This window comes from Pseudomonas sp. 05N36 (assembly GCF_056397385.1).
This window is the reverse complement of sequence record NZ_JBFTNH010000009.1, coordinates 170,413-186,690: the sequence shown is the minus strand read 5'-3', so window position 1 is coordinate 186,690 and position 16,278 is coordinate 170,413. Positions and strand designations below refer to the sequence as shown.

17 protein-coding genes are annotated in these 16,278 nt (G+C 61.2%); 9 read left to right on the top strand and 8 right to left on the bottom strand.

The window, feature by feature from the left end; genetic code table 11:
* Positions 1-185, top strand: a 185-nt coding sequence (locus AC1DIH_RS14290) for a hypothetical protein (RefSeq protein WP_477772154.1), incomplete at its 5' end; no start/stop codon positions are given.
* Here the strand turns inward: AC1DIH_RS14290 and AC1DIH_RS14285 are convergent.
* From AC1DIH_RS14285 to AC1DIH_RS14275, 3 genes are all read right to left on the bottom strand, one after another.
* Positions 182-778 (bottom strand): superoxide dismutase, encoded by a 597-nt coding sequence (locus tag AC1DIH_RS14285; RefSeq protein WP_054593772.1) that lies wholly within the window; start codon positions 776-778, stop codon positions 182-184. The two genes, AC1DIH_RS14290 and AC1DIH_RS14285, sit on opposite strands and share 4 nt — an antisense overlap.
* A gap of 174 nt (positions 779-952) precedes the next feature.
* Positions 953-1,555 (bottom strand): LysE/ArgO family amino acid transporter, encoded by a 603-nt coding sequence (locus AC1DIH_RS14280; protein ID WP_103315072.1) that lies wholly within the window; start codon positions 1,553-1,555, stop codon positions 953-955.
* A 5-nt stretch (positions 1,556-1,560) separates the two neighbouring features.
* Positions 1,561-1,962 carry an ACT domain-containing protein gene (locus AC1DIH_RS14275; protein WP_145018033.1) on the bottom strand — a complete coding sequence of 134 codons (402 nt, stop codon included), beginning with the start codon at positions 1,960-1,962 and terminating at the stop codon, positions 1,561-1,563.
* A 96-nt stretch (positions 1,963-2,058) separates the two neighbouring features.
* Here AC1DIH_RS14275 and AC1DIH_RS14270 point away from each other — a divergent pair, with 96 nt between their 5' ends.
* The 3 genes from AC1DIH_RS14270 (at position 2,059) to AC1DIH_RS14260 (ending at position 4,971) form a co-directional block, all read left to right on the top strand.
* Positions 2,059-2,952: a LysR family transcriptional regulator ArgP gene (locus AC1DIH_RS14270; protein ID WP_054593769.1), complete on the top strand. Its 894-nt coding sequence runs from the start codon at positions 2,059-2,061 to the stop codon at positions 2,950-2,952.
* Between the two features lie 71 nt (positions 2,953-3,023).
* On the top strand, positions 3,024-4,022 hold the full coding sequence (locus AC1DIH_RS14265; protein ID WP_477772153.1) for an NAD-dependent epimerase/dehydratase family protein: 999 nt from the start codon (positions 3,024-3,026) through the stop codon (positions 4,020-4,022).
* Between the two features lie 100 nt (positions 4,023-4,122).
* Positions 4,123-4,971, top strand: a complete 849-nt coding sequence (locus AC1DIH_RS14260; RefSeq protein WP_477772152.1) for an ATPase — start codon at positions 4,123-4,125, stop codon at positions 4,969-4,971.
* A gap of 120 nt (positions 4,972-5,091) precedes the next feature.
* Here AC1DIH_RS14260 and AC1DIH_RS14255 read toward each other — a convergent pair whose 3' ends face one another.
* Together AC1DIH_RS14255 and pobA are read right to left on the bottom strand one after the other, a co-directional pair.
* Positions 5,092-6,609, bottom strand: coding sequence for an MDR family MFS transporter (locus tag AC1DIH_RS14255; protein ID WP_477772151.1), 1,518 nt, complete (start codon positions 6,607-6,609; stop codon positions 5,092-5,094).
* Positions 6,610-6,688: 79 nt separating this feature from the next.
* On the bottom strand, positions 6,689-7,882 hold the full coding sequence (gene pobA / locus AC1DIH_RS14250) for a 4-hydroxybenzoate 3-monooxygenase (RefSeq protein WP_477772150.1): 1,194 nt from the start codon (positions 7,880-7,882) through the stop codon (positions 6,689-6,691).
* A 177-nt stretch (positions 7,883-8,059) separates the two neighbouring features.
* Here pobA and AC1DIH_RS14245 point away from each other — a divergent pair, with 177 nt between their 5' ends.
* Complete coding sequence (locus AC1DIH_RS14245; RefSeq protein ID WP_477772149.1) at positions 8,060-8,956, top strand: helix-turn-helix domain-containing protein; 897 nt, start codon at positions 8,060-8,062, stop codon at positions 8,954-8,956.
* 9 nt (positions 8,957-8,965) lie between these two features.
* Here the strand turns inward: AC1DIH_RS14245 and AC1DIH_RS14240 are convergent, their stop codons facing one another.
* Both AC1DIH_RS14240 and AC1DIH_RS14235 read right to left on the bottom strand, forming a co-directional pair.
* Positions 8,966-9,139 carry a hypothetical protein gene (locus AC1DIH_RS14240; RefSeq protein WP_173859945.1) on the bottom strand — a complete coding sequence of 58 codons (174 nt, stop codon included), beginning with the start codon at positions 9,137-9,139 and terminating at the stop codon, positions 8,966-8,968.
* 116 nt (positions 9,140-9,255) lie between these two features.
* Positions 9,256-10,161: a LysR family transcriptional regulator gene (locus tag AC1DIH_RS14235; protein WP_477772148.1), complete on the bottom strand. Its 906-nt coding sequence runs from the start codon at positions 10,159-10,161 to the stop codon at positions 9,256-9,258.
* Positions 10,162-10,276: 115 nt separating this feature from the next.
* On the opposite strand from AC1DIH_RS14235, the gene AC1DIH_RS14230 reads away from it, so the two are divergent.
* Together AC1DIH_RS14230 and AC1DIH_RS14225 are read left to right on the top strand one after the other, a co-directional pair.
* Positions 10,277-11,161 (top strand): MBL fold metallo-hydrolase, encoded by an 885-nt coding sequence (locus AC1DIH_RS14230; RefSeq protein ID WP_477772147.1) that lies wholly within the window; start codon positions 10,277-10,279, stop codon positions 11,159-11,161.
* A gap of 109 nt (positions 11,162-11,270) precedes the next feature.
* Entirely contained in the window at positions 11,271-11,885 is a 615-nt protein-coding gene (locus tag AC1DIH_RS14225) for an NAD(P)-dependent oxidoreductase (protein WP_477772146.1), read from the top strand.
* A 167-nt stretch (positions 11,886-12,052) separates the two neighbouring features.
* Here the strand turns inward: AC1DIH_RS14225 and AC1DIH_RS14220 are convergent, their stop codons facing one another.
* Positions 12,053-12,934: a LysR substrate-binding domain-containing protein gene (locus AC1DIH_RS14220; RefSeq protein WP_103315063.1), complete on the bottom strand. Its 882-nt coding sequence runs from the start codon at positions 12,932-12,934 to the stop codon at positions 12,053-12,055.
* A gap of 159 nt (positions 12,935-13,093) precedes the next feature.
* Between AC1DIH_RS14220 and AC1DIH_RS14215 the strand changes: the two genes are divergently transcribed.
* Together AC1DIH_RS14215 and AC1DIH_RS14210 are read left to right on the top strand one after the other, a co-directional pair.
* Positions 13,094-14,731, top strand: coding sequence for a 5-guanidino-2-oxopentanoate decarboxylase (locus AC1DIH_RS14215; RefSeq protein ID WP_477772145.1), 1,638 nt, complete (start codon positions 13,094-13,096; stop codon positions 14,729-14,731).
* Positions 14,728-16,176 carry an aldehyde dehydrogenase family protein gene (locus AC1DIH_RS14210; RefSeq protein WP_477772144.1) on the top strand — a complete coding sequence of 483 codons (1,449 nt, stop codon included), beginning with the start codon at positions 14,728-14,730 and terminating at the stop codon, positions 16,174-16,176. Before AC1DIH_RS14215 ends, AC1DIH_RS14210 begins: the two co-directional genes overlap by 4 nt.
* Positions 16,177-16,278 lie beyond the last annotated feature (102 nt).

Genomic DNA, 16,278 nt, shown 5'->3' with positions numbered 1-16,278 from the left:
TGGCCATGCAGGTGGAAGCTATGTTTGCCAATGTCGATACCGAGAAGCGTCATCGTGTTCATGAGAGATCCTCCGCCGAAAACGAGAAAAGCCCTGCAAGCGTAAACCTGCAGGGCTTCTCGGTCAGGCTGACCATCTCATTAAACCCGGCAATGCCGGGTTTTTTTGACTGCAAGCAGACTTAAGCGGTGAAGGTTTTGCCTTCGAACTGCTCAGCCACGAACTTCCAGTTGACCAGGTTCCAGAACGCTTCAACGTACTTCGGACGCAGGTTGCGGTAGTCGATGTAGTAAGCGTGTTCCCAGACGTCGCAAGTCAGCAGCGGGGTGTCGCCGCTGGTCAGCGGGTTGCCGGCGCCGATGGTGCTGGCCAGGGCCAGGGAACCGTCGGCTTTTTTCACCAGCCAGCCCCAACCGGAACCGAAGGTGCCGATCGAAGTCTTGGTGAATTCTTCTTTGAACTTGTCGAACGAACCGAAAGCCGCGTTGATTGCGTCAGCCAGTGCGCCGGTTGGTTGACCGCCAGCGTTTGGCGCCATGCAGTTCCAGTAGAAAGTGTGGTTCCAGACCTGAGCGGCGTTGTTGAAGATGCCACCCGAAGAAGTCTTGACGATTTGTTCCAGGGTCTTGCCTTCGAACTCGGTGCCTGGCACCAGGTTGTTCAGGTTCACGACGTAGGTGTTGTGGTGCTTGTCGTGGTGATATTCCAGCGTTTCCTTGGAAATGTGCGGCTGCAGTGCATCGTGTGCGTAAGGCAGTGGCGGCAATTCGAAAGCCATGGTGATTCTCCTAATCAGGTCAGTTGCGGTGAGCGCAAGGCCGATCACGGGCGGCCAGACAAGCGCCGGGAGTTTGTACTCTTTGCGGCGCAGGTGTCGGATCATAGCACCGGGGGTGCGGCTTAACCACGCAACAACTGTGTGGGATAGAGGTTCCAGAGCCTTTGGGAATAATCAGGCGGCGCTGATCAGTTGAAAGGCCACGGTAAACATCATCACCGCCACCAGCAGGTCGAGAATCCGCCAGGTACTCGGGCGTGCCAGCCATGGCGCCAGCCACGCGGCGCCCAGCGCCAGGGTGAAAAACCACAGCAATGACGCACTGGCCGCGCCCACCACATAAGCGCTCGGCACTGTTTGTTGGGCCCCGAGTGAGCCAATCAGCAACACGGTGTCCAGGTACACGTGAGGGTTGAGCAGGGTCACCGCCAGTGCACTGAGCAATACCGCGCGCAATGAACGCACGGTCTGGTTTTCACCCTGTTGCAGGCTTTGCCTGGAACAGGCGCGACGCAGGGCCAGGCTGCCGTACCACAGCAGGAAGGCCGCGCCGCCCCAACGGGCGATCGCCAGCAACAGTGGATTTTGCGCGAGGATCGTCGCCAGCCCGAACACTCCGGCGGCCACCAGCAACGCATCGCAGGTCACGCAGAGCGCCGCCACCGGCAGGTGATGTTCGCGGCGCAGGCTTTGCGCAAGCACGAACGCATTTTGCGTACCGATCGCCATGATCAATCCCGCAGCGACCAACAGGCCGTTCACATAGCTTTGCCACATAAGGTTTACTCCGCGTTGGCCGCGAGTTGCCGCAGTACCGACATCGCGCGTTTGGCGTCGGCCTGGCCGACAAACAAATGGTCGTGGTAATAGCCGGCAATCACGTTGCAGCTGATCCCGGCCTGGCCGAGGGCTGTGGCGAAGGCGGCGGTCAGGCCAACGGCTTCGAGGGCCGAATGCACATTGAGGGTGATCCACGCCGCGAGGTAGTCGAAACTCAACCCGGCCTTTTCGGCTTGCGAGCGCTCAAGAATCACTGTCAGGCCTTCCTGTTCGCGAAAGCTGCCGATGATTTCGCAGTCTTTGGGCAGATGACCGTCGCGAATCGTGCAGAACACGTATTCGCCGTCGTTGAGCTGCGGGCTCATGCTGCGCAGCAGGGTGTTCAGAGAGGTTTCGCCAGCCATGTCGCTGATCCTTTGTGAGGAGTTCTTGCTGGTCATTCTCCTGTCCCAGGCTGTATAAGAAAAACCAATATTGCTGATCGCTCATTAGGAAAACTGATGTTCGACTATAAATTGCTGTCCGCCCTTGCTGCGGTGGTTGAGCAGGCCGGGTTCGAGCGCGCCGCCCAGGTGTTGGGGTTGTCGCAATCGGCGATCTCCCAGCGCATCAAGTTGCTCGAAGCGCGGATCGGCCAGCCGGTGCTGGTACGGGCCACGCCGCCGGCGCCGACCGAGATTGGCCGGCGTTTGCTCAACCATGTGCAGCAAGTGCGTTTGCTGGAGCGCGACCTGCAAAGCCTGGTGCCGGCGCTGGACGAAGAAGGCTTGCCGGAACGCCTGCGCATCGCCCTCAACGCCGACAGCCTGGCCACGTGGTGGGCCGAGGCGGTGAGTGACTTTTGCGCCGAGCAACATCTATTGCTCGACCTGGTGGTCGAGGACCAGACCGTTGGCCTCAAACGCATGCGCGCCGGTGAAGTGGCGGCGTGCGTGTGTGCCAGTGAGCGCCCGGTGGCGGGTGCCCGCAGTGTGTTGCTGGGCGCCATGCGTTACCGCGCCCTGGCCAGCCCGGCGTTTATTGCCCGGCATTTTCCCCAAGGGGTCAGGGCCGATCAGTTGGCGCGCACGCCGGCGCTGGTGTTTGGCCCGGATGACTTTCTGCAGCACCGTTACCTGGCGTCATTGGGTGTGGAGGGTGGTTTCGAGCATCATTTGTGCCCGTCATCCGAAGGTTTTATCCGCCTGACCGAAGCCGGTCTGGGCTGGGGGCTGGTGCCGGAGTTGCAGGTGCGCGAACAACTTGAGCGCGGTGTGCTGGTGGAGTTGTTGCCAGATAAACCGATTGATGTGCCGTTGTACTGGCATCATTGGCGCAATGGTGGCCAGTTGCTGGGGTTACTCACCGAGCATCTGGTACGTTTATCCAGGCAGTGGCTGGTGCCGTTGGACTGACGGGCAGCGTCAAGAGCACACGAAATCGGTAATGCGACACGCATGAAAAACGAAACACATCGGAGCAACTCATGAAAATTCTGGTCACCGGCGCAAGCGGCTTCATTGGCGGGCGCTTTGCGCGATTCGCCCTGGAGCAGGGCCTGGACGTGCGGGTCAACGGCCGCCGGGCCGAAGGCGTCGAACATCTGGTACGGCGGGGTGCAGAGTTCGTCCAGGGCGATTTGAGTGACCCGGAACTGGTTCGCGAGCTGTGCGCAGACGTCGAAGCCGTGGTGCATTGCGCGGGTGCGGTGGGGCTTTGGGGGCGCTATCAGGACTTCCATCAGGGTAACGTGCTGGTCACCGAAAACGTCGTCGAAGCCTGCCTGAAACAAAACGTCCGGCGGCTGGTGCACTTGTCGTCACCCTCGATCTACTTCGATGGTCGCGACCACCTGGGGCTGACCGAAGAGCAAGTGCCCAAGCGCTTCAAGCATCCTTATGCGGCGACCAAATACCTGGCCGAGCAAAAAGTCTTCGGCGCCCAGGAGTTTGGTCTTGAAGTACTGGCCCTGCGTCCGCGTTTTGTCACCGGAGCGGGCGACATGAGCATCTTCCCGCGTCTGTTGAACATGCAGCGCAAAGGGCGTTTGGCAATCATTGGCAACGGCCTGAACAAGGTCGATTTCACCAGCGTGCAGAACCTCAACGAAGCCATGCTCAGCTGTTTGCTGGCGACGGGATCGGCGCTTGGCAAGGCCTACAACATCAGCAACGGCGCGCCGGTACCGCTGTGGGATGTGGTCAATTATGTAATGCGCCAGATGGACGTCCCGCAGGTGACTCGTCATCGCTCCTACGGTTTGGCCTACAGCATTGCGGCGCTGAACGAGGGTTTTTGCGCACTGTGGCCGGGGCGTCCCGAACCGACCCTGTCACGTTTGGGCATGCAAGTAATGAACAAAAACTTCACCCTCGATATCAGCCGCGCCAGGCATTATCTGGACTACGATCCCAAGGTCAGTCTGTGGACGGCGCTCGATGAGTTTTGTGGCTGGTGGAAGGCTCAGGACTCGGGCGCAAAATAAACTCTGAACCGAGCCAACTGATCACGGTCGATCAATGCGGCGAATTCAGGGTTTATACTCGTCGCATTTAGCCATCACTGTGGTTCAGAAAGGTTGCCTCATGTCCATGCGTAACGATGCCAACGACGACTTCGATGATGTACCGAGCCTGCGTGCCGACCCTCACGATGTCGACGATTTTCCAACCGCCGCCGCTGCCCGTGAACACTCCGGCGTACATGCGCGAAGCGCGAGCAGGGGCAAAGTAAAAGTCCCGAGCACCGGCCCGTTGTGGGCCTTGGTCGGGGCGTTGCTGTTTGCCTTTGCCGGCCTTGCCTGGTGGAGCTTTCAGCAGATATCACTGATGGAGCAGCAACTGGTCGCGACCCAGGAAAGCTTTGCCCGCATCAGCGAGGAAGCCGCCGGGCGCTTGCAGGATATTTCCGGCAAAGTGGTCGCCAGTCAGTCGAACGTGACCAGCGACAGCGAAGCGCTGAAACTGAAAATCAAGCAACTGGAAACCAGGCTGCTGGAGCAGAACCAACAGCAGCAAGGCGTAGTCGGCCAGGCGTCGGACCTGGACAAGCGGCTGGCCCAGATCGCTGCGCAAAGCGTCGAGCAACATGCCGTCAACGCTCAATTGCAAACCGACCTGAAAGCCCTGGGCGCCGACGTGGCGACCCTGAAAAATACCCCGAGCGACACCAGCAAGTTCGAGGCCCAGCTGAAAAGCCTGGGTGCCGAAATCGCCGCCTTGAAGAAACAAGGCAACCCGAGCGCGGCGATCGAACGCCTGGAGCAAGAAATGGTGGTGATCAAAAGCCAACAGGACAACCGCCCGGCCGCCGCTCAAGGCAGCAATGCGAATGTCGCCGAGTTCGACGCCTTCCGTGGCCAGGTCACGCGCAACATCACCACCTTGCAGAGCCAGATCCAGAACCTGCAACAGCAGCTCAACGCTCGCCCTTGATCCGGTGCGAAATCCGTGTGGGAGCGTGGCTTGCCCGCGATGACTGACTGTCAGACGATTAGATGTCGCCTGACCCAGCGTCATCGCGGGCAAGCCACGCTCCCACAGGTTTTGCGCTGGTCAGCGAACTTTATCTTCCCGCCCGCGCAACACCTTGTTCGGCATCGCAATCGCCGCCGCCAGACCCAACAACGACACCGCCGCGCTGACCATCAGCAAATGCCGGAAGGTCAGCAGCAGCTCGGCGCGCAAGGCGTTTTGAGTGTCGCCCGGTGCGGCGTTCAGGCCATCGAGCAAGACGTTTCCAGAGCTGCCCTCGGCAATCAGCGACGAGCCGGTCAAATGGGCGAAACTCGAATCCTGCAACAGCGCCAGCAACAACGCCGACATCAAGGCCACGCCGACTGCGCCACCAAGTGAGCGAAACAGGTTGGTGGTGCTGGTGGCGACGCCGATGTCCCGTTGCTCCACCGAGTTTTGCGTACCGACCAAGGAGGTTGGGAACTGCATGCCGGAGGCGATGCCGCAGAGCAACATGAAGGCGCTGCTGATGAGCATCGCTTGCGGCGGGCTGAACGCCATGCCGAGAATCGCGATCGGGGTGAGCAGGGCGCCTGTCAGGATCATCGGTTTGTAGCGACCAGTCACCGAGGTCCGGCGACCGGCGAAGTAGGCGCCCATCGGTAACCCCATCGCCAGCGGCAACAGGTGCAGCGCCGCACTGTCGGCCCCGGCCCCGGTGACACTCTGGAAGCGCAATGGCATCAGCACAATCAGCGAAATCGCCTGGAAACTGGTGAAGAAAATCGTGCACCAGCAGAGGAGCGCATTGCGGTTGGCGAACAGGTGCATCGGCAGCAACGGCTCGCGCGCCCGCCGCTCATGCCAGACGAACAGCGTCAGGGTCAGCACGGCACATGCCAGCAACCCGAGCACTTCGCTGCTGCGCCACGAATGCCCCTGGCCAATCTGAGTGATGCCCAGCAGCAACGCGGTCAGGCCGATGATCATCAGCAGCGTGCCCAAGTAATCGATGACCGGCTTGCGCTGCGGCACCGGCAAACCCACCAGCGTGCGGTTGGCCACCAGCCAGGCGCCGAGGCCCAGCGGCAGGTTGATCAGAAACACCCAGCGCCACGACAGGTATTCGGTCATGTAACCGCCGAGCACCGGCCCGGCCACGCTGGCTACTGCGTACATGCTGCTGAAGTAACCCTGATAACGCCCGCGTTCGCGGGGCGGCACGATGTCGCCGATGATCGCCTGGCTGACCGAAATCATTCCGCCGGCGCCGATGCCCTGAATGATCCGGGCGAGGACAAGCTGCTCCATGCTCTGGGCCATGCCGCAAAACACCGAGGCCAGCGTGAACAACCCCATGCCGAACAGCATCAGCCGCCGACGGCCGTAAAGGTCGCCGAGCTTGCCGTAGATCGGCACCGCCACGGTCATCGCCACCATGTAGCCTGCGATGACCCAGGCCAGCAGGCTGAAATCCTTGAACTGGGCGGAAATGGCCGGCATCGAGACGGCGACGATGGTTTGATCCAGCGCCCCGAGAAAGATCGACAGCATCAGGGAGACCAACACGCTGCGGATGGCCGGTTTGGTGGAGTCAGGCTGGTTCAGATTGGTCACGGGTCAAACCTGCGGGCGGTGATTAACCCGCAAGAAGCAAGGCGAGCGGGGATGCTCGCCAGTGTAAGTCGGTAGGAGGCTATTCGATAGCCTCATACGGAAGTCCGACGTAATTTTCTGCAATGGTTTTTCGACCGGCTTCGGAGTCGACGAAGTACTCGAGTTCCGACTCGCTGATGCGCTGGCTGAAGGCATCATTGCCTTCGAAGGTGTGCAGCATCGAGGTCATCCACCAGGAAAACCGTTCAGCCTTCCAGACCCGGCGCAGGCAGATTTCCGAGTACTTCTCCAGCAGCTCGGTGCGGCCGTCGCGGTAGACCTTGAGCAGAATGTTGAACAAGGTGCTGACGTCGCTGGCGGCCAGGTTCAGGCCTTTGGCGCCGGTGGGCGGGACGATATGGGCCGCGTCGCCGACCAGGAACATCCGTCCGTACTGCATGGGCTCGACCACAAAACTGCGCAGCGGCGCGATGCTTTTTTCGATCGACGGTCCAGTGACCAGCGTGTCGGCAAGCGCCTGCGGCAGCCGCGATTTCAGCTCCTCCCAAAAGCGCTGGTCGGACCAGTCTTCGACCTTCTCGTCAGCGGGCACCTGCACGTAATAGCGGGTACGCGTGGTCGAACGCATGCTGCACAGTGCGAAGCCGCAAGCATGTCGGGCGTACACCAGTTCATCGTGGACCGGCGGGGTGTCGGCGAGTATGCCGAGCCAGCCGAACGGGTAGACCCGTTCGAATATTTTCAGCGTGTCGGCGGGAATCGATTGCCGTGCAACGCCATGAAAACCGTCGCAACCGGCGATGTAGTCGCAGTCCAGGCGCCAGGTTTCACCGTCCTTTTCAAAGGTCAGGAACGGTTCGGCGGATTTCATCCCGTGGGGCACCACGTTGCTGGCTTCGTAGAGGGTTGATGCCCCCACCGACTCACGGGCGGCCATCAGGTCGCGGGTGACTTCGGTCTGGCCGTAGATCATCACGGTTTTGCCGCCGGTCAGCGCGTGCAGATCGATGTGCACCTGGCGTCCACCGAGGGCCAGCTGGAAGCCGCCGTGCACCAGACCTTCAGCGTCCATGCGCTGGCTGACGCCGGCCTGGCGCAACAGATCGACCATGCCCTGTTCCAGGACCCCGGCGCGGATTCGCCCCAGTACGTAGTCGGGTGTCTGGCGTTCGACAATGACCGTGGCGATGCCTGCGTTGTGCAACAACTGGCCGAGCAGCAGGCCAGAGGGGCCGGCGCCGATAATGGCGACTTGGGTTTTGAGGATTTTCATTGTTGTTAGGCCTCGCAAGCTTCACGCGGACAAAGTCGGTGAATGGTTTTTATGAATCGAGTGCTTGCATTTTTCGCTTGTGAGTCGGTCAATTGAAGGTGAAAACTGCGCTGAAACCTGTACATTTCGCCAATCGGGGCGATTACCGCCCGTTACGCTGAGGCCTGGACTGAAGTGATGAACAAGCCTGCCCTTCCTTCGATTCCTGTATTCAAACTCTATGGCGAGTGCCTGGATTGGCCGACCCCTGACTTGTTGCATTGCGAAACCATTTCCAAACGCAGCCGCGAACATCAATGGGAAATCAAACCCCATCGGCATGCCGATTTATGTCAATTGCTGTTCGTGTACAAAGGCCAGGCAGAGCTTGAGATCGAGGGCCAGCGTACGCAGCTGAGCGAAGCCGCGATCCAGATCCTGCCACCGCTGTCGGTGCACGGCTTTCGTTTTTCCGAAGACGTAGAAGGCTTTGTGGTGACGCTGGCGGCGCCGCTGGTGGCTCATCTTCAAGCGCAACTGGGCAGTTCGGTGAATGCCCTGGCAGTGGCCGAGAGTTATTCGGCAGGAAGCGATGCGGACTACCTCAACAGCCTGTTTACAGCCTTGCAGAATGAATACGTCGGGCACCAGCCTGCACGCGAAATGCTCATGCATTCGCTGGTCAGCGTGATCATGGTGTGGGTCAGCCGCCAGGTGATCCAGCGTCGCGCCGCCAGTCAGCGACCACAGCGTGCACGGGAATACCTCAACGGGTTTATTCAGTTGGTGGAAGAGAATTATCGCCAGCACGTGAAGGTCGAGGATCTGGCACACCGGCTGGGGATTTCCGTGTCCCACCTCAACGGCACCTGCCGTGAGCTGGCGGGGCAACCGGCATTGCAGATCATGCACGAGCGCCAGTTGCTGGAGGCCAAGCGACTGCTGACCTACACCAGCATGACCATTTACGAGATGTCGGATGTGTTGGGCTTCTCCGACCCCACCAATTTCACCCGGCTGTTTCGACGCCGCGTGGGGATCTCGCCGAAGGCGTTTCGGGATCGCTTGAAAGCTGATCAGGAGAGCGAGGGCTAAGAGCCCTCGTTACTTGAGGTTCAGGGTCGCGGTGTGTGGAATGCACCGTTCAAAGTTGCAGCTGGCGTACTCGCGTGGCAGCTGCCGGGCCTGTTCAACGCGGTAGGCGGCGGTGCCATACAACGCCAGCGCGGCGGTGCAGGTGATGAAGATCGCGAGATACCTTCTGGTTTTAACGCTCATGGCGCTGACCTCTGAACCGGTACCCCTTATTTTTTAAGGGGTACTGATATCAGCATAGGTCAGCGGTGGTGAGTTGCCATAAGCCACGCCTTCGCCACAAGGTAGGTGTTCTGCCTTTAAAGCCCCACATCCCACGCAGGTGTTTCAGGAAATCTCGACACCAGGAAATCCAGCATGCTGCGCAGCGCCGCGGGCATGTGTTTGCGTGAGGCGTACACCGCGTACATGTTCATCTGCCGTGGTTCGGCGTGTGGCAGCAGGCGCACCAGTTCGCCGCTGTGGATATGCACGCCGGCCTGGTAGCTGGGCAGCATCGCCACGCCGGCACCGGCCATTGCTGCGCGCAACAGCGTGCTGGCTTCGTTGGCGCTGATGTTGCCCTGTACCGGCACCGAAACCTGCTCGCCGTCCTGTTCGAAATGCCAGAGGCTCTTACCGAAGTAGGAGTGGGTCAGGCAATTGTGCTGGCTCAAATCCTCCACCCGTTGCGGCGTCGGGTGCTCGCGCAGGTAGGCGGGGGAGGCGCAGATCACCGAACGGCAGACGGTCAGCCGCCGGGCAATCAGGTTCGGGTCCAGGTCGTTGCTGGTGCGGATCGCGAGGTCTATGCGCTCGTCCACCAGGTTCACCGTGCGGTCGAGCATTTGCAGGTCGATACTGACGCCGGGAAAGCGTTTGACGTACACGGCCATGGCGTCGGCCAATTGCGCCTGGCCGAACGAGGTACTGACGCTGATCCGCAGCAAGCCGCGTGGCGCATCGTCCGGCTCGGTGACGGCGGCCTGCATGTCGCTCGACAGATCGAGCATCTGCCGGCAACGCGGCAGGATCTCGGTGCCGGCGGCGGTCAGGCTGAGTTTGCGCGTGGTGCGGTGCATCAAACGCGCCCCGACCCAGTCCTCCAGTTCGGCCAGATAGCGCGACACCACCGGGCGCGACAGGTCCAGGTGATCGGCCGCGGCTGACTGGCTGCCGAGGTCGACGACGGTGACGAACACCCGCATTGCTTGGAGACGATCCATGATTTGCCCGCTTTCAGAAACAAACTATGTTCAAGCATCGCATTTTTTGTAGCGAGTCAGGCAACTAAGCTCTGTCCCATCGCCAAACACGGCTTATGCACAACGGAGCAGCACCATGATCGGCTTCACGTCTTTCAAGCGTCTTTTACTCGCCACTGCCACCCTGGGTTTTGCCGCCCATGCGGCGGCCGCCACGCCGGCACTGACCCTGGACGTCTACAACCCGGGCGCCGCTGCGATTTTCCCGGTGACCTCGGTACTGGTCAGCGGCGAGAAAGAAGCGATTCTGGTGGACGCGCAATTCGGCAAATCCCAGGCCGAGCAGGTGGTGGAAAAAATCCGCGCCAGTGGCAAGCAACTGACCACCATCTACATCAGCCACGGTGACCCGGATTACTACTTCGGCCTGGACACCCTCACCGCCGCGTTCCCGAAAGCCAAGGTACTCGCCTCGCAGCCGACGGTTGATCACATCAAGGCCACCGTTGAAGGCAAAGTAGCGTTCTGGGGACCGAAACTGGGTGCCGATGCACCGGCAAAAACCATCGTGCCGGGTGTGCTCAAGGGCCATAGTCTGACCCTGGAAGGCAAGCAGCTCGACATCATTGGCCTGGACGGCAAGCAACCGGACCGGACCTTTGTCTGGATCCCGTCGATCAAAGCCGCGGTAGGTGGTGTGGTCGTCGCGGAAAACATCCACGTGTGGATGGCCGATACTCAAAGCGCGCAGTCCCATGCCGATTGGTTGACTACGCTGAAGACCATCGACAGCCTGAAACCGAACACCATCGTTCCGGGTCATTACCTGGGTGACAGCGCGCGTTCGCTGGCCGCTGTGCACTTCACCGCCGACTACATCAAGGCGTTCGACGCTGAAACTGCCAAGGCCAAAGATTCGGCCGAGCTGATCACTGCGATGAAAAAGCGTTACCCGAACCTCGGCGAAGAAAGCTCGCTTGAGCTGAGCGCCAAAGTCGCCAAAGGCGAGATGAAGTGGTAAGTCGCTGAAGTAACAACTGTGGCAAGGGGCTTTTGTGGCGAGGGGGCAACTCCCCTCGCCACAAGAACCCCTTGCCACAGGTCACACCTAATCAACTGGAGCACTGTTCATGAGCAAGATCGCAATCATTGGCGCCACCGGTCGTGCTGGTAGCCAACTGCTGGAAGAAGCCCTGCGTCGTGGTCACAGCGTCACCGCCATCGCCCGCGACACCTCGAAAATCAGCCCACGTGCCGGCGTCGTCAGCAAGAATGTTGATGTTGCCGACGGTGCGGCGCTGCAAGCGGCGGTTGCCGGCGCTGATGTGGTGATCAGCGCGGCACACTTTTCGACAATCCCGGCCAGCGCGATTATCGAGCCGGTCAAAAAGGCCGGCGTGAAACGTCTGCTGGTGGTCGGTGGTGCCGGTTCGCTGTTGGTGCCGGATGGCAGCAAAGTCATCGAATCCCCGAACTTCCCTGAAGAGTACAAGGCCGAGGCCACTGCCGGTGGTGTCTACCTCGACACCTTGCGTCAGGAAAAGGATCTGGACTGGACCTTTCTTTCACCGTCGGCGTTGTTCGTCGAAGGCGAGCGTACCGGCACTTTCCGTGTGGGCAAGGACCATCTGCTGGTGAGCGCCGAAGGCAAGAGCTGGATCACCTTCGCCGACTACGCGATTGCGATGCTCGATGAAATCGAGAAGCCAGCGCATAGCCGTCAGCGGTTTACCGTGGGCTACTAACTCCACAACTGTGGCGAGGGAGCTTGCTCCCGCTCGGCCGCGAAGCGGTCGTAATCCGGCAATCGCGTTCCATCTGAATGTTCGCGGCGGCTGATTCTAGGGTCGCTTCGCAACCCAGCGGGAGCAAGCTCCCTCGCCACAGTGAGTGATTGTCCCGATCCGGATGTTCAGCGCGCCTGCGCCTGCACCACCAGCCATTCCATCAACTCACGCAATTGCGGCGACGGTCCCGGTTTCTGCGGGAACACCAGGTAATACCCCAGCCCCGTTTTCACCTTCAAATCAAAAGGCATGACCAGCCGTCCGGCACTCAGGTCATCGCCGATCAACGACCAATCCCCAATCGCCACCCCCGTTCCTTGAGACGCCACGGACATTGCCAGGTCCAGGGTTTCGAAATGCTGACCCTTGCCGAGTGTGCTGAGGTTGACGTCCGCTGCTTTCAGCCAGGCCTTCCAGTCCCGCTGATCGCGCGTTGGGTGCAGCAGCAAATGTTGACTCAGGTCTGACGGACTGTGCAGCGGCACCGGGCCGTCGAGCAGTGGCTGCGAACAGACCGGCGTCAGTTGCTCGTCAAACAGGTGCAGCGACGCCAGTGAACTGTCCGGCGGTGCGCCATACATGACCGCAGCGTCAAACTGCTCGCGATGAAAATCCACGCCATGTTGCACCGTGGTGGTCAGTTCCACAGGCACGTCCGGGCGTTCCTTTTGCCATTGCAGCAAACGCGGCAGCAGCCAGCGCATGACACAGGTCGGGGCCTTGAGCTGCAAGGTTTCGCGGTGTGCGCCGACCTGTTCCACCGCCTCATCGATCAAGCCGAATACTTGCTGGATTCGTGGCAGCCACTCGAGCCCTTCGGCGGTCAGGCTCAAACCGCGTGCCTGACGGTGGAACAGCGTGTAGCCCAAATGTTCTTCCAGCCCGGCGATCTGCCGGCTCACCGCGCCCTGAGTGATGTGTAGCTGCTCGGCCGCCCGGGTGAAATTGCAGCACTGGGCCGTGATCAGGAACGTGTGCAGCGCGGGAAGGGGGGGAAGTCGTTTCATGGGACGCCAAGGCATGAGGTGAGGACATGGCGAGTATGACTTTTTATCGATTGTTGCGGCTACCCGCTGACCGTTCCAATAACGCCATGACTGAGCACCGCGGCGCGCCATCCTATGCCGCGCGGGGCCAGCGTCTCAACGAACAAGAAGGGTAAAGATATGGCGACGTGCGGCGAAGTATTGGTCAAGTTACTCGAGGGTTACGGGGTCGAGCAGGTGTTCGGCATTCCCGGCGTGCATACCGTTGAGCTGTATCGCGGGCTGGCCCGTTCGAGCATCAACCACGTTACTCCGCGTCACGAGCAGGGTGCCGGCTTCATGGCTGACGGTTATGCCCGCACCAGCAGCAAACCGGGTGTGTGCTTCATCATCACCGGTCCCGGCATGACCAACATCACCACCGCGATGGGCCAGGCCTACGCCGATTCGATCCCGATGCTGGTGATTTCCAGCGTGCAATCGCGCAGCCAGTTGGGCGGTGGACGCGGCAAGCTGCACGAACTGCCGAACCAGGGCGCACTGGTGGCCGGTGTTGCGGCGTTCTCCCACACGCTGATGTCCGCTGCCGAACTGCCAGGTGTGCTGGCCCGTGCCTTCGCCTTGTTCCAGGCTGGCCGGCCGCGTCCGGTGCACATTGAAATCCCGCTCGACGTGCTGGTCGAAGACGCCGATGCCTTGCTCGCCAGCCAACCGGTGAGCATCACTCGCGCCGGTGCAGCGCCGTCCGCCGTCGCGCAGATGAGCGAACTGCTGGCCAACGCCAAACGCCCGTTGATCCTCGCCGGTGGCGGTTCGATCGATGCAGCGGCCGAGCTGACCCGGCTCGCCGAATTACTCGATGCACCGGTGGCGCTGACCATCAATGCCAAGGGCATGCTGCCGTCGACTCACCCGTTGCTCATTGGTTCGACCCAAACGCTGGTGGCCACCCGTGCCCTGGTGGCTGACGCCGATGTGGTCCTGGCCATCGGCACTGAACTGGCCGAGACCGACTACGACGTGACCTTTGCCGGTGGCTTTGAAATTCCGGGCACTTTGCTGCGGGTCGACATCGACCCGGACCAGACCGTGCGCAACTATCCGCCGAAGGTGGCGCTGGTCTCCGATGCACAAAGCGCGGCCCAGGCCTTGCTCGATGGTGTGGCCAAACATTCGCTGGCCGAGCGTTGCAGCGATTGGGGCCAGGCTCGCGCCGCCAGCTTGCGTGCCGAACTTGAAACCCTCTGGGACGCGCCAACCCGTGCGCAGACGCTGTTCCTGCACACCGTGCAGGATGAGTTGCCGGAAGCGGTATTCGTCGGCGACTCGACCCAACCGGTGTACACCGGCAACCTGACGTTCAACCCGGAGCGCCCGCGTCGCTGGTTCAACTCGTCGACCGGTTACGGCACCCTTGGCTATGCCTTGCCGGCGGCTATCGGCGCGTGGCTCGGCGGTGGTCAGGAACGCAACAGTCGTCCACCGGTGGTGTGCCTGATCGGCGACGGCGGCCTGCAATTCACCTTGCCGGAACTGGCCAGCGCGGTGGAAGCACGCACCCCGGTCATCGTCCTGCTGTGGAATAACCAGGGCTACGAAGAGATCAAGAAGTACATGGTCAACCGCGACATCGAACCGGTTGGCGTCGACATCTACACCCCGGATTTCATCGCTGTGGCCAAAGGCCTGGGCTGTGCGGCACACGCCGTCAGCGGTGTCGAAGAGTTGCGCGCTGCGCTGCGCGCAGCCACTGATCGCCAGGGCCCGACCCTGATCGAAATCGATCAGACCCAGTGGATGAAGGCGGTGTCGGCATGAGCTTTCCAATCATCCAGGACGGTCTGTACATCGACGGCCAATGGTCGGCTGGCGAGGAGCACTTGCGGGTCATCAATCCGGCGACCGAAGCGCTGTTGACCACCGTCAAGGGAGGCGATCAGCGTGCGGTTGATCAAGCGGTCACAGCGGCCAGTGCGGCGTTTGTGCAGTGGTCGAAAACCACCGGTGCCGAACGCGGCGCGGTGCTGCGCAAGATCGCCAATGGAGTGCAGGCCCGCCGCGAGCGTTTGATGTATTTGCAGTCGAGCAACAACGGCAAGCCACAGTTCGAAGCGGGCATCGACGTCGATGACGTGATCGCCACGTTCGAGTATTACGCAGGTCTGGCCGAAGCGCTGGACGCCGGCCAGGACCGCGTCGTGGAGCTGCCGAGCGAAGACTTCGCCGCCCGTGTGCGCCGTGAAGCGTGCGGTGTGGTCGGGTTGATCGTGCCGTGGAACTTCCCGATGGTCACCACCGCCTGGAAGCTCGCGCCAGCCTTGGCGGCGGGTTGCTGCGTGGTGCTCAAGCCTTCGGAAGTCACGCCACTGCCGGAGCTGGAGCTGGCGGCAATCATCACCGAGAGCGGCTTGCCCAACGGTGTGTTCAACCTGGTCTGCGGTACGGGGCTGGCGGTCGGTGCGCCGCTGTCGGCCGACCCGCGGGTGGCGAAAATTTCCTTCACCGGCAGCAATGCGGTGGGCGTTCAGGTCATGCAGCGTGCGGCGGAAACCGTCAAGGGCGTGAGCCTGGAGCTGGGCGGCAAATCCTCGCTGCTGGTGCTGGCGGATGCCGATCTCGACCTGGCCGTCGAGCTGGCCTGTGGCGGTGGTTTCTTCAATGCCGGGCAGATGTGTTCGGCCACCAGCCGGGTGTTGGTCGCCGATGAACTGGCGGATGAATTCCTGCTGCGCCTGACGGCGCGGGCCGAGGCGATCCGCGTGGCCGACCCGTTTGACCCCGAGGTTGAAATGGGCGCGCTGGTCAATCAGGCGCAATACCAGCGCGTGCTGGGCCACATTGATCGCGGCTTGAGCGCGGGTGCGCGGCTGGTCTGTGGCGGTGACCGGCCTGCCGATCTGCCGCATGGCTATTTTTTGCGGCCGACCATTTTCACTGAAGTGCCCCTCGACAGTGCGTTGTGGTGTGAAGAGATTTTTGGCCCCGTGCTCTGTGTCCGCAGTTTTGCCACGGAGCAGGAGGCGATCGAGTTGGCCAACGACAGCCCGTTCGGTCTGGTGGCCAGCGTGGTCAGCGCTGATGCGGTGAGCGCCGAACGGGTCGCCAACGCCTTGCAGGCGGGGCTGGTATGGATCAACGCGCCGCAGGTGATCTTCCCGCAGACCGCGTGGGGCGGCTACAAGCAGAGCAGCATCGGCCGCGAGTTGGGGCCGTGGGGCTTGCAGGCGTTTCAAGAAATAAAGCACGTGATTCGGGCTGTCTGACAGCACGAAAACAGCCCACGCATGCCTCGTAACGAGGCATGCGCCAGGGACATGGCACCAATGATTTTTTTTCGATTGTTGCGCGTTTTGCGTGACCTCAGG